This is a genomic window from Acinetobacter sp. YH12128, from assembly GCF_013418655.1.
Taxonomy (GTDB): Bacteria; Pseudomonadota; Gammaproteobacteria; order Pseudomonadales; family Moraxellaceae; genus Acinetobacter; species Acinetobacter amyesii.
Window position 1 is genome coordinate 92,887 of record NZ_VPBO01000010.1, and the last position, 13,484, is coordinate 106,370.

Annotated in this window: 11 protein-coding genes and 2 pseudogenes; 10 read left to right on the forward strand and 3 right to left on the reverse strand. The window is 38.8% G+C overall.

Going from position 1 to position 13,484, the window contains the following annotated elements; genetic code table 11:
- The first annotated feature begins 11 nt into the window (after nucleotides 1–11).
- The 4 genes from FTU64_RS07350 to FTU64_RS07365 all read left to right on the forward strand — a co-directional run bounded on the left by FTU64_RS07350 (nucleotide 12) and on the right by FTU64_RS07365 (nucleotide 6,643).
- A complete protein-coding gene (locus tag FTU64_RS07350) occupies nucleotides 12–2,306 on the forward strand; it encodes a hypothetical protein (protein WP_180059491.1) in 2,295 nt (764 codons plus the stop codon).
- The gene (locus FTU64_RS07355) at nucleotides 2,303–5,692 is read left to right on the forward strand and encodes a tyrosine-type recombinase/integrase (protein ID WP_180059492.1); all 3,390 of its coding nucleotides are present in this window, start codon (nucleotides 2,303–2,305) and stop codon (nucleotides 5,690–5,692) included. Before FTU64_RS07350 ends, FTU64_RS07355 begins: the two co-directional genes overlap by 4 nt.
- A 467-nt stretch (nucleotides 5,693–6,159) precedes the next feature.
- Nucleotides 6,160–6,453 carry a hypothetical protein gene (locus tag FTU64_RS07360; RefSeq protein WP_180052885.1) on the forward strand — a complete coding sequence of 98 codons (294 nt, stop codon included), beginning with the start codon at nucleotides 6,160–6,162 and terminating at the stop codon, nucleotides 6,451–6,453.
- A 10-nt stretch (nucleotides 6,454–6,463) separates the two neighbouring features.
- Entirely contained in the window at nucleotides 6,464–6,643 is a 180-nt protein-coding gene (locus FTU64_RS07365; RefSeq protein ID WP_029574381.1) for a hypothetical protein, read from the forward strand.
- Between the two features lie 49 nt (nucleotides 6,644–6,692).
- On the opposite strand, the pseudogene FTU64_RS07370 reads toward FTU64_RS07365, so the two are convergent.
- A pseudogene (locus FTU64_RS07370) lies at nucleotides 6,693–6,953 on the reverse strand (integrase core domain-containing protein); the annotation flags it as partial.
- Nucleotides 6,954–6,956: 3 nt separating this feature from the next.
- On the opposite strand from FTU64_RS07370, the pseudogene FTU64_RS07375 reads away from it, so the two are divergent.
- Together FTU64_RS07375 and FTU64_RS07380 are read left to right on the forward strand one after the other, a co-directional pair.
- Nucleotides 6,957–7,095 (forward strand): annotated as a pseudogene (locus FTU64_RS07375) (hydroxyisourate hydrolase); the annotation flags it as partial.
- A gap of 182 nt (nucleotides 7,096–7,277) precedes the next feature.
- Nucleotides 7,278–7,532 (forward strand): TIGR03643 family protein, encoded by a 255-nt coding sequence (locus FTU64_RS07380; RefSeq protein WP_130114021.1) that lies wholly within the window; start codon nucleotides 7,278–7,280, stop codon nucleotides 7,530–7,532.
- A 5-nt stretch (nucleotides 7,533–7,537) separates the two neighbouring features.
- Here FTU64_RS07380 and FTU64_RS07385 read toward each other — a convergent pair whose 3' ends face one another.
- Together FTU64_RS07385 and FTU64_RS07390 are read right to left on the reverse strand one after the other, a co-directional pair.
- Nucleotides 7,538–7,681 (reverse strand): DUF2256 domain-containing protein, encoded by a 144-nt coding sequence (locus tag FTU64_RS07385; protein WP_180052886.1) that lies wholly within the window; start codon nucleotides 7,679–7,681, stop codon nucleotides 7,538–7,540.
- Nucleotides 7,682–7,684: 3 nt separating this feature from the next.
- On the reverse strand, nucleotides 7,685–9,208 hold the full coding sequence (locus FTU64_RS07390) for a cryptochrome/photolyase family protein (protein WP_180059496.1): 1,524 nt from the start codon (nucleotides 9,206–9,208) through the stop codon (nucleotides 7,685–7,687).
- Nucleotides 9,209–9,583: 375 nt separating this feature from the next.
- On the opposite strand from FTU64_RS07390, the gene nudC reads away from it, so the two are divergent.
- The 4 genes from nudC (at nucleotide 9,584) to FTU64_RS07410 (ending at nucleotide 13,479) form a co-directional block, all read left to right on the forward strand.
- Entirely contained in the window at nucleotides 9,584–10,357 is a 774-nt protein-coding gene (gene nudC / locus FTU64_RS07395; RefSeq protein WP_180052887.1) for an NAD(+) diphosphatase, read from the forward strand.
- Nucleotides 10,358–10,526: 169 nt separating this feature from the next.
- A complete protein-coding gene (locus tag FTU64_RS07400; RefSeq protein WP_180052888.1) occupies nucleotides 10,527–11,075 on the forward strand; it encodes a lipocalin family protein in 549 nt (182 codons plus the stop codon).
- 137 nt (nucleotides 11,076–11,212) lie between these two features.
- Nucleotides 11,213–12,199, forward strand: coding sequence for an acyl-CoA desaturase (locus FTU64_RS07405; protein WP_180059493.1), 987 nt, complete (start codon nucleotides 11,213–11,215; stop codon nucleotides 12,197–12,199).
- A complete protein-coding gene (locus tag FTU64_RS07410) occupies nucleotides 12,196–13,479 on the forward strand; it encodes an NAD(P)/FAD-dependent oxidoreductase (protein WP_180052890.1) in 1,284 nt (427 codons plus the stop codon). The genes FTU64_RS07405 and FTU64_RS07410 overlap by 4 nt, the downstream gene beginning before the upstream one ends.
- Nucleotides 13,480–13,484 lie beyond the last annotated feature (5 nt).

Sequence of the window (13,484 nt, forward strand, 5' to 3'; positions counted from 1 at the left end):
AGTTAATTAAAATGGGTGAAATTTTAAATCAGGAAGATCTTGAAAATCATTGTAATGATTTTGAGAAAAAAATTTCTGGATATGGTGAAAGAATTGCGGTTTTAAATTTTGAATATGTTCAAGATTTTCATTTGAATTTTATAGATAAAGATAGTTTTGAAATTCTAATAGATCGCTGTGAGATGTTGTATTTTAATATTTGCAAATATCAGCAAAGAACTAAATATAAGCATATATTGGGGTTTTTGAGTATCTCGATACTATGCAATAATTCTAAAAAATTAAATAATGGTACTAGAATTGAGATAAATAATAAAACTTTTGAAATTTTAAATTATGTAATGTTTTTGTCTGGATTGCTTTTGAAGCTTGATGACTCAGAATTAAAAGTCCAAAGAATAAACTATACATTGTACTTATTACTTAGAGTGGTGGGTAAAAACTTTGATAAATGTGTAGATGATGTATTAACCAATCTTGTTTTCTATTTTAGAGCAATTATAGATGTTGATCCATTAAAGCTTTCGAAAAAAGAATTTAGTAATTATGCTAAACATCACAAAGACCGAACAATTGCTACTTGTCTAGTTTTCAATGCACAGAAAAATAATCAGATTGAAAAATCATTAAATCGCTATTTAGATGAATATAGGGTGGCTGTTGAAAATCTCTACTATGATGAAAAAGTACAGGTGAATAGAAAAAAAGCTCAACCCTCACTTGAGGACACAGAGGTTTCTATTTTAAGTTTTATCGATCCACCTTTGGTAGTAGACAGCTACTCTGACTATTCTGATGCTCATGCAAAGGATGACGATGAAGAAAATGAAGATGTAAAAAGTCATCAATATGATTTTAGTCAAGATGAGAATACACGCAGATTATCAACTCTTGTTGATCAGCAAGTATTGCGTAGATACCTGGATCATGTACACGAACCTACTGTGAGTAATGTTTACTATATCGACCCACCTTTTTTGAAAGTTATTTATCAGGTCTTACGTGACGAACTACAGGACAATAAAGACATAGAAGAATCTGCCATGGCGGCTTGTTTCTTGATGTCCTTATCTACAGGATTGAGTCCTGTTGTCTTTCAATATGTCGATTACCTATTTGAAATTAAGAAATTAAGACGTTCTTCTAGTAATGATTATTATTTATGGACGGTTGATGCAGATGTTAATAAAAGGTTAGATGGTGAAATTGCAAAAAAAGGGAATAGGCTGAATCAACATTCTAGTTGGGCATTCCAAATCCCTGCAATGTGGATTAATCGTATCAAAGAGGCTCAGCTAAATAACTACACAAATACTGATTTTAATCAGTATTTGAAAGAGTGTTTCTTTGGTTATTGTATTGGAAATCTATCGATTACCCATATCAGCTCACAACTCTCATTGCATTTACATCGAATTTGTAAAGATGATTTACAGAAAAGCTTTCAGATCGGTAAACAAGTTTCACATCAACCCGATCTGGCATACGGTGGTTTTTCTTATAAACAGTTAAATGATTCGTATGAGAAATACGTATGGCTTTGGTTCCAGAATAAATATGATAGTCATGCACTAGATTGTCCTCAATTTATTCAAGCTAAAAATGATGAACGTGTAGGAAGTCAGCGCGCTTGGTCATTTAATCAGGCGAAAAAATTCTTAAATTCACTGAACAAGCATGTTATTGAGATATTAAGGGATAAGAAATCAATTGAAGAACGATTTAATGCTTTCAGTGTTTGGATTTGGATTTGTTGTCTATTATCTTCAGGAGCACGCCCAGTAGTTGGCGCATCGAGTATCAAGGATAACTATGACTTCATTACAGGCATAGTTTACATTCATGACAAACAAAGCCAATCACGACCTCATGGTCGCTTTTCACCACTGACCGAATTTGTTGTTGATGAATTAAAGCTTTATGAAAAATTCATTACATCCCTTATGGATTCAGGGATATTAACTCAAAGTGAGGATAACTATTATCTTCATTATTGGAAGAAAAATGCAGGATTCATGAATATAAAAATAAGTCCTTTAACTCAGAAAGATATGGCTTCTTACCTCGCATTTAATTTCCCTGAAATTGAGCCGTTATACCCCAATTGGATTCGACATTTTGTAAGGAATACCCTTGATTTGCCAGATGCAGTCTTTAAGTCATGGTATGCGCATGATCAACAAGGTGAAATTGGATTTTCTAAATTATCATCTTTACAGCCATATGCTTATAAAACACAAATCCAGGATGCTTTGAGCAAGCTTTTTAAAAAGCTTGAATTAATATCTGTGGGGATTTCTTTGTGAATAATGAAAAATTAGAGAAATTAAATAAAGAGTTGGAGTCTATGGCTAAGAGCTTGTTTGAGAGTATTTCAAATATGCTCGTTGAAGAGGTTGTGGAGCATAATTTAAAGCTTAAGCTTAACGATAAAATTATTAATAAGATGTATAAGGCGAGAGCTCAAGTTAATAAATATTTCAAATCACAAAAATTGGATGCTAATGACTTAAAAGCTGGATGGCAATATTGGACAGATTTATGTGTACAAAATAAACAGGAGGTTGAATCAAAGATACAATGGCTAGCTGGTAATTATGAAATACCACTGATCACAATCAGTTCTTTTCCATCTAATATTAAAGATATTGAATCTACCCAAATTAAATTACAGTTTGGAAGGGAATTACGTGATTTTAAGCTAAAGCTGGATGGTTTTTGGCAGAAGCAGTTACCGCATAAGCTTAAGACAAGTAAATTCAATCCATCTACGACATTCGAACAAAAACAATTTCTGTTTCGACAGTTCTTATTAGCTCTCATATTTGACTGTGGATGTCGGACACGAGCTGATTTGATCGCAATTCTAAAATCAGTGAGGGATACATACTCGAATGATAGAGTTTCACCATTTGAGTTATCAGGTGGTCTTGTATCGGCATACGGTAAAAACATTTCAAAATTTGCTTGTTTATATAGCTATCCTCTAGAAAATTCGTCTTATGCGAATTTAATCTACGATGAAAAATCATATCAAGTTAAACAAATATATCTGACTCCAATAAGTTTATTGATGTTAATTCGACTGATAAATGAAATTGAAATAGAAACGCAACCAGAAAAAAGACAAGTAGATCAAGAATTATTGCAACTGATTGATTCTATAATTAATTTAAAGGGAGAAATTTTAGATGAAAAAATCTTATCGGGCTTACAAGATGTAGATCAAGAACATGCTGTTATTAAGATTTTTTCAAAGAATAGATATAAGATTTTTGATCATTTAGATTACGTACAGTATTTTGGAGCGAAAAATACATTAGATGGTTTTCTTATTGCTTTATCTAAGGGAGTTTTTAATTACTCGGCGCTTTCTTATTCATCCTTAAAAGCAATGGAAGGAATTGATAAACATGACAGTACTCAGACGTCTAAAAAAAAGAGCATCAATCAAGCTGTTGTAGATAATTTTTACTATACGGAATTGAAGAAGGCTAAGTTGGAGCAGATTCGAAATTTGAATACAGATTATCACTGTGCCGCAGATATTAAAAAGAGCTTAGTGAGAACCTTAGGGGGTAGTAACCTAAGTGTGAGTGAAGTTATAGCTGAATTTTCAAAGGATCTTAGCTTACTTCAAAACAGTTATTCTTCCCGGCAATATAGTTCATCAAAAGATATTGCTCTTGTTAGTGTTCAGATTGTTGTGATTACTTGGTATTTGGAATGCCTGAAAAATATAAAATCGATTGACTCTGGTAAAAATAAAAAAGGTATTAAACTTAGTTCTTTAGATACTTATAAATCATCATTTATTGACGAACTTTTTTTATATGTTGTGAGCAATGATTTAGACCTGCAAGCCATAGATGAAGAAGAGTTTGAAGATATCTACACTCATATTTTGGCTGTCAAATCCATTGGGGACCGTAGCAAGAAAAACAGAAAACATTCACAAAATGGAAGGGAGATTAAACATAATAGTTATGGGCATGCGGTAAGTAATCTAAAAAAATTTCACAATAGTTTAATACGTAATTTTGATGCGCCTCGCGTTAATTATTTAGATCAACTGCAATCAACTGATTTGCAAGTGTGTAGAACGTCCTATGTTACTCCAGTAATGTTTAATCAATTTAAAAATTTAATTGCTGTCCAAACTCAGTTGACTAAAGACCAGAAGAACATACTTAAAGTCATTTGTATACTTGCGTATAGAACAGGGCTAAGACTCAATGAAATTTTGGGATTAAAGCTAAGTGATTTGGCGATGTTGAATCTACGCTACAAAAATATTGGTTATGATCCCCATTACTATTTTATCAATAAAAAATATGAAATTTGCAAAATTTTTATCCACAATAATTATACTCGGCAACTTAAAACCAGTAATGCAAAACGAGGGATGTGTCTGGATCAATTACTGACTAGAGATGAATTAATGTCGGTTATTCATTTGATTAACAAAAAAATGAATGTGCCCATTCATCAAAAGACATTAGGTGCCAAAGATGGTTTAATTTTCTCCGAAGAGGGGGGAGTTATTTCTCCTCGATCTGTGAGTCATCTGATCAAGGAGATATTTGATCAGTTATTTTCGAACCAAGCACACGATTATTCATTTCATAGCTTTAGGCACACTGCTGCGACCAATCTAGCTTTAGTTTTGAAAGGAACAGATTCACTGATCAAATCTTGGACTGATTATTCACCAGAGCAAGTTCGCAAAATTAAAACTTATCTACTTTCGAGCTTAGATAATACTGGTGTTCGTACTGATGTATGGAGGAAACTGGCTCATCTTATAGGACATTCTTCTATTGAAATGACAGTAAATCATTATTTGCATTTTGGACCATTATTGGTGGTTGATGCGCTATGTATAGAAGAGAGTAAAGTATCTGCAAAAATAGTCAGAGCCTTATTGCCCGTTAAATTATTTAATAAACAGTTCAATACATCGCAAGTGACAGAAAAAATTACTCTAAAAAGTATTGTAGAAAAATTGAATTCAAGCTCGAGAATAATTCAAGAAATGATATTTCCAGATCGTTTTATTACTTATGTCGCAGAGCAAGAGGTGATCGAAGAAGATCAAGACATGATGGTAAGACGTCAGCTTATGGCAAGCTTCAATCATATTTTGAACGCTCTATCAGGTAGAGAGGTGGATACTTTAATCAGTACAATAGGGAGTGATGTAGCTGTAAAACTCTATGCAAATCGTCACTTTCAACATGATGAAAACTGTAGTCCAAATAACACTTTGGACAAGCTCTTAAAGTATATTGATAAAAATCGAACAGGTAATTTACTAGTTGAAAATAATTATAAAATTTTCAATATATTAATGAGAAATCATTTCATCCTTGACTATTTTGAGTACCGTGTACATCTTATAGATGCACGTATGGAAGTGTATATTCAAAGCAAACAAGAGCATCAGGATTTTGGTAAATTCTGTCGCGAGTTAAAGGTCATTTATAAGCAAGTTTTTCATGAAAAAATAAAAATATCTAAACTTTCATGGAAGGAGATTGAAACTGAGTTGAAATTGGCTAAAAAGAAAAAAGAGATAAGTCTGAAAATTAGTAATAACAATTTTAAAGATAATACCTGCCAGAAAATTTTGAGTGATTTATTTTTAGCAGTCGTCTATCGGAGATGGAAGATAAATCAAACTAAGACTTAATTGCAGCGTTAAATAATTTAACGATTATGGAAATTGGATGCCTAGTTAAAAAAATGGAGGAATGCTCAATGAAATGTTTCTATATAGATGCTGATCGTTGTATCCGAGAAGCCTCAAAAGGACATGTTGTACATCTAAAAGATAATTTATATCTTATCAGTACTGAAACAGCTTCACAGCAAAAACTTATACCTGAGAATATTTGTAGTACAGCGCCATTTGGATTATTGGATATGCAGAACCTGAACCTATTCAAAATGCAGAAACAATAAATTTTCTTTTTTTTTTGGAATAATTTTTTTGCTAAATTTTCTGATAATGCTCATGAGTATAAAGATTTTAACCTAAGAGATGAGTGACGGTTTTTGTGTTGAGCTATAAGCTGTAAGTATTTATTGTTTTTTTTTGAATTAATCACAATAATTTCATCTAAATTTCGGTTGAAAAGTTAAGTTTAAGGACGTTTTGTGAGCAGAGGTATCAAGAAGCAACTCAGTTTCTTTTTAATCGTAATTTGCGGCGTTGGTATCTATAACTATATAGCTACTCGTCAAAAGCAAAATAATGAAGTGAATGTTGATGTCCAGCAACGTGAGTGGGACTTTATGGAAAAAAGAGCTGAATATATACATAAACATGGCGATACAAGTACCGCAGATCAAGAAATACAAAAAGAACTGGCTTTAAGACGAGGGCATTCTTTAATTGATAGTTCGTCTTCGATTAAGAATGCTCAAGACACTAAGCAATCGGTAGAGTGAGGTATATATTATGTTAGATCATTTTTTTTCTAATGATAGTGCAAAAATAGCCACTGAATCCTCAAAAAAAGATCAGCAAGATGAAATAAGAAGGGATGAACATATTATGAAGATACTAAAAGCAGCAAATAAACTTCCCATGAAGAAAGTGAGAACTGAGAAAGATATCAATGAGTTTTTTGAGGATTGAGTTTTTAAAACTGAACCGTACCGGGTTTGTCGGAGCCTTTTTATTTAAGTTAGGCTACCTGACCTAACGGATTAATTTTATCATAGTACATTGCTTCAAAATCAAAAGGTGACACATAACCAATTGCACTATGTACACGCTCTTTATTGAACCAATCTACCCATTTTAATGTCGCAAGTTGTACATCTGCTAAACCTTGCCAATCTGCTTTTAAATATTCAATCACCTCTGTTTTGTATAAGCCATTCACCGTTTCAGCCAGAGCATTATCGTATGAATCACCAGTTTTACCGACTGATGCTCGTAAATTTTGCAGGACTGGTTTAAAAAATAATCAAGATACTTTCTTTCCTGAAGTTCCTATCATTTTTAAAGTGGATGGAAGTGTCAGCCATTATCATATTCATCTACTTTTAAGTCCTTATGGATATTCGACTTATAGAGGTAACTAAAACTTAAAAGGGCTGGTCTAACTAGCCCTTTTATTTGTGCTGAGTCCGTAAAACTAGAGAAAAATCACAAAAAATTCATGATCGTATTGTTATGCTTTTAGTCATATTAAAGTTAAATCAAGTTATGTAAATGAGTTTATAAGGCTTATTGAAGTTTCATGGTGATTAAAAATGAGAATGGCATGAATCAATTTTCTGAAGAAGACTTATCCAGAATTATCGAAATGGCTTGGGAAGATCGAACCCCATTTGAAGCCATTCAACGTGAATTCGGTTTGAATGAAGCGGCGGTAATCCGCTTGATGCGGCAAAATATGAAATCCAGTAGCTTTAAAATGTGGCGTGAACGCGTGACCGGTCGAAAAACCAAGCATCTGCAGCTGCGTTCACCCGATGTAATACGGGCCTATTGTTCACGGCAATACAAGCGTTTCTAAACGTTTTATTTTGACCGCTGTCTGGACTCACTTTTACATCGTTCAGAACAGTATCGTACTTCCTCCCAGCAGCGGTGCCATTTCTTGCGCCAAGTAAAAGGGCGCAAACAGTGTATACAGATTTTTTCAGGGAGATGCTGTTTTTTCATCGTTTATAACTCATTGATCTGGCTAAGAAGTTGCTGGGCATGGCTGATAATCTGATGCCGATCTTTAAGTTTATCCAGTTGTCGATAGATCATGCCCATACGTGGATGAGTACGAAATTTCGCCTCATTCCGGATCATGAAATACCAGTACAGGCTATTGAACGGACAGCTATCTAGCTCGGTGCGAGTTTTGACATTGTAGCTACAGTGCTTACAGTAATCGGACATCTTATGGATGTAATTGCCTGAGGACGCATAGGGTTTGCTGGCCATCAAGCCGCTGTCGGCATGCATCACCATACCCAGCGTGTTCGGTAGTTCTACCCATTCATAGGCATCGGCATAGACTGCCAGATACCACTCGCTGATCTGCTGCGGGTCTACACCAGTTAATAAGGCAAAATTTCCAGTCACCATCAAACGCTGGATATGATGCGCATAGGCATGCTGAAAAGTATTACGGAAACACTCAGCCATACAGTTCATCCGAGTGCGGCCAGTCCAGTAAAATTGTGGCAATGGTGCTGAGTGCTGCAGTGCATTGCGGCTGGCATATTCTGGCATGTACAGCCAGTAAATTCCGCGAACATATTCGCGCCAGCCGAGAATCTGTCGGATAAAACCTTCCACTGCATTCAGTGGTGCATGACCGGCATGGTATGCAGCTTCTGCCGCATCACAGACTTCTTTAGGTAGTAGCAGACCACAGTTCAGATAAGGTGAGAGCAGGCTGTGAAACAGAATGTCTGAGTCTTGAACCATGGCATCTTGATAATCGCCAAAATGTGGCAAACTGTGGGTAATGAAATGCTCCAGTGCAAGAAGAGCATTGCTACGTGTGGTGCCCCAGCGGAAGTTGTCAAGGCTGCCAGAGTGGCGGGAAAATTCACGTTCAACCAATTCAAGCACATCCAGATCAATCTGATCGTGTTCAAAGTGAAGTGGTGCAGGCAAAGGGGGATTGCCAGCCCAGGCCTTACGATTGGCGCTGTCATAGTTCCACTGTTCTCCAAACGGCTGCTGTCCTTGCATCAAGTAACCGGTCTGCTTGCGCATTTCCCGGTAAAAATATTCCATACGCAGTGTCTGGTAGCGACTGGCCCAGTGCCGAAACTGCTCCGGACTACAGAAAAAACGTTCATCATTGAGGCATTGTACTGGCAATTGCAGCTGCTGGCTCCAATCCTGTTCAATCTGGTGCTGTAAACGATATTCCCCGCAGTGCGTAATGACCAGTTCTGTGACTGGTAAGAGTTGCTGCTGTGACTCTACGAAATCCAGCAGGCTACGAATCGGACTATCAGATTTAAAAGCATGGTAACGTACACGCCAGCCTTCTGCTTTGAGTTCTTTGGCAAAATGACGCATGGCGCTAAAAATCAGGGCAATTTTCTGCGGATGATGGGCGACATAAGTGGCTTCCTCAACAACTTCGGCCATCAGGATCACATCCCTGCTACGATCTAGCGCTTTGAGCGTAGCAAGCTGATGATGAAGCTGGTCACCCAGAATTAAACCGAAACGCATAGCCATTCCAGACCCTATGAAAGATAGCGCAGTGTAAGTCAAGACAGTTCAATTTTTTGTGAAAATAAAGATCATCCTGCGTGTTGAATCAATCCAACTCGACCAGATGACATCGCACAGAAATCATGAGTACTGCTATAACAAAATATTCATCCCTTCAATGCTAAAGCCAGTTGATGAAACTCGCTTTACATGATTTCTTAATACATGAGTAGTGTGAAAATTATGTGATTTTAATCAAAAAGATACAAATTATTATGGTTGTAATTCAAGTAGCTCACGCCTAGTATCTGGCTTGAAGTTACTCCATGTGAACTTCCTTAGTTTTGTCCCATACACCCCTCTGTATGGGATTTTTTTAATCAAGGAATTGTCATGAGCATGCATTCAAAAGCGTATATTTTTAGACAGCAGCAATTACTGGTGGATGAGCATTTTCAGTTGCCGCAGGTAGAAAAACTGCAGCACGACCTGAACCTGTCGGAAAATGGCGAGATCATTGCCCGTGATCTGAAAGAAGATGAACTGGTGCCGGAAGGTTATCAGCTGGTGCCGATCAGACAATTGGTGCAAGTCTGGAGCAGACCACAGTTTGAACAGGCCAGCCGTGCGGTACAGTTACTGGAATGGCGCCGTAATCATCGCTTTTGCAGTAAATGCGGACACGCCACCCAGCAGCATGCCACCCAGTATGCCATGGTCTGTCCATCCTGTAGCTATAACCAATATCCGCGGGTGAATCCCTGTGTCATTACTATCATTACCCGAGGTACAGATGAAATTCTGCTGGCAAAAAATGCCCGCAATAAAACCCAGATGTACAGCCTGATTGCAGGCTTTGTTGAAGTTGGAGAAACCCTAGAAGAGGCAGTGCGCCGTGAAACGCTGGAAGAAGTGGGGCTGCAAATCAAAAATATTCAATATCTAGCCAGTCAGCCGTGGCCGTTTCCTAGCAATCTGATGATGGCCTTCAAGGCAGAATATCACGGAGGGGAAATTCAGATTCAAGAAAATGAACTCAGCGATGCGCAATTTTTCAAATTTGATCAGTTACCCGAGATTCCGTTCAAGGGCAGTATCGCCTATGCCATGATTCAGCATGTGATGCATGGAACACCTGTTGCAGATGACAGCAAAGAATGGCTTTGAAAAAGTAATTCTGTTTGGGTCTCTCAAATAAGCTGCAATAACGCCCTAGGTAGTGAATATTCAGGTGGCATTTCCTGATCTGGAAAAACTGAATCGTATCATTTGATCTTCACGCTTTGTTCACATCTAACTGGGTTATCTTAATCCTGAGACCCAACAAGGCTAAAAAATGAAGATGCGATTTAAGTCTGCTTTTGCAGCGATAGCACTGTCTATCATCAGCTTAAGTACAACGACTCAAGCAGAAACTGCTGCGCCTCAGGCAGTTGATCGGGTAGATATCCAGAAGTATGCGGGTAAATGGTATGAAATTGCGCATTTACCGATGTATTTTCAGCGTAAATGTATAGCCAATATCACGGCACAATATAGTGTCAATGCCGATCAAACTATCGGGGTATTGAATAGCTGCCGAATTGCCAATGGCGAAATAATTAGCTCTGAAGGTGTTGCGTATTCGCAAAATCAGGGGAACAGCAAACTGAAGGTCAGCTTTTTGCCTACAGGTTTAAGATGGATACCATTTAGCAAAGGTGATTACTGGGTATTACGCGTAGATCCGGAATATAAAGTAGCACTGGTAGGTGGACCGAGTAATAAATATCTGTGGATTTTATCGCGCGAACCGCAACTGGATGAGGCCACCTATCAGTCCTATCTGGAGACTGCAAAACATTATGGTTATGACGTGACAAAACTGATCAAATTGCCGCATTAATCTGTTACCCTTTTGCCGAACTGCCTAGTCTCTCTACAGTTCGGCTTTTTTATTTTCACTTCACATAAAATTCATATCTGACTGATTAAACTCATCAAATAGAATAAAGACAGTCGCTTAAAATTTAGGATGAGTCCATGTTGAAAAGTCTGATGCGATGGATAGACAGCTGGTCTACAACCACACAGTCCGAAACGCTGAATGCTGAAAATAGCAAGATTCAGTGGTTGAGAATTTTGCCCTTTATTCTGTTGCATCTGGCCTGTTTCGCTGTGTTCTGGGTGGGTGTGTCATGGTTTGCGATTGGCTTTATGCTCGCGTTCTACCTGATCCGGATGTTTTCCATCACCGCTTTTTTTCATCGCTATCTGTCGCATAAAACTTTTCAGACCTCGCGTCCGGTGCAGTTCATGTTTGTATTACTGGGTACTATGAGTGCACAGCGTGGCCCGCTATGGTGGGCGTCACATCACCGTTATCACCACCGCTATACCGATACCTTGCAAGACCCACATTCCTCGACGCATGGTTTTTGGTACAGCCACGTCGGCTGGTTTTTAAATGAATATAATTTTGCCACACGTAAAGAAGTCATTAAGGACTGGCTGAAATATCCGGAACTGATCTGGCTGGATCGCTTCAGTTTAATTGTGGTACTGCTGACCGCGGGAGGAATTTATGCATTAGGGGAATGGCTGGCCATTACCTGGCCACAACTCGGTACGTCCGGCCTGCAATTGCTGGTCTGGGGCTTTGTCATCTCTACCGTGTTACTGATCCATGCCACCTTGTGTATCAATTCACTGGCGCATCATTACGGCAGCCGGGATTTTGACACTGAAGATCACAGCCGCAACAACTTATTCCTGTCCATCATTACCTTGGGCGAAGGCTGGCATAACAACCATCATTATTATTCTGGCAGTACCCGGCAAGGCTTTTACTGGTGGCAGATTGATGTGACCTATTACCTGCTGAAACTCATGGCCTTGCTCGGGCTGGTCTGGGGACTCAAGCCAATTCCAGCACGGGTCTATGAAGCCAGTAAAATTAGCCAAGCTCGAAAACAGAAAAAAGCCGCTACGGCAGGCACTCACAAAATTCAATCGAAGGAATCACCATGAAAATTGCGATTATTGGTTCAGGTATTTCCGGTTTGTATGCCGCCTGGAAACTCAGCAAAGTGCATGAGGTCACGCTGTTTGAAAAAAATAATTACTTTGGCGGCCATACCGATACTCATCAGCTCAATATAGATGGCGAACAGATTGCAGTGGACAGTGGCTTTATTGTGTTTAACGAGCATAACTATCCGCTGTTTTGCGCGATGCTAAAAGAACTCGGGATCCAATCGCAAAGCAGTGACATGGGCTTTTCTGTGAATAATCAGGTCAGCGGCTTACAGTACAATCCTTCAAAAAAATTCTCCCTGCTTTTCCGCCCACAAAATTTTCTGAATGCTGATTTTCGCGCGATGTTGTCGGATCTGTTCCGTTTCTATACGGCCAATAAAGATCTGGATGTCGAGCAGGTTGATGCACAACTCAGTATTGATGAGTATCTGAATCAGCATGGCTATTCCGATGCCTTCCGTCAGGAACATCTTTATCCGATGTGTGGGGCGCTGTGGTCCTGTCCGGTGGAACAAGCCGGACAGATTCCTTATAAGTTTGTGGTGAGCTTTTTTCAGCATCATCGCATGTTACAACTGAAAGACCGACCGTTATGGCTTACGGTCAAGGGTGGATCGGCTTGCTACGTTGGTGCGATTCAGTCCCAGGCCAATATTAGCTTCCGCAAAACGGGTGTTCTCCATGTATCCCGTAGTGCCAATGATGTGCTGGTTGAAACGACACAGGGCAGCGAACGTTTTGACTGGGTTGTATTTGCCAGCCATGCTGACGACAGCCTGAAGTTACTGAAAGACCCGTCCGTGCAGGAGTTGGACGTACTGAGCAAGTTCCGCTATCAGGATAACCGCATGGTGGTGCATTCTGATACCCGCATCATGCCAAAATCCAGACGCCAATGGGCCAGCTGGCATGTGCATGTGACCCCGAGTCAGGCCACCGAACAGACTCCATTCCAGCACAGTGGTATGCACTATGGTTTCAGTTACTGGATGAACCAGCTGCAAAACCTGCAATGCAAAACCCAGGTCTTTGCCACCCTGAATCCTAATTTTGCCTTGGATCCTAAAAAAGTCTGGGTAGAACGGCATTACCGTCATCCGGTATTTGATGTGCCAGCCATTGAAGCTCAACAACGCTGGAGCGAAGTCAATGCTCAGAACCGCACCTCATACTGTGGCGCTTACTGGGGCTGGGGCTTTCATGAGGATGGGGCACGTAGCGCTGCATGGGTGGTTGATCAACTATTGAAGCAGACCGAGCAGGCAGCTTAGGAGAA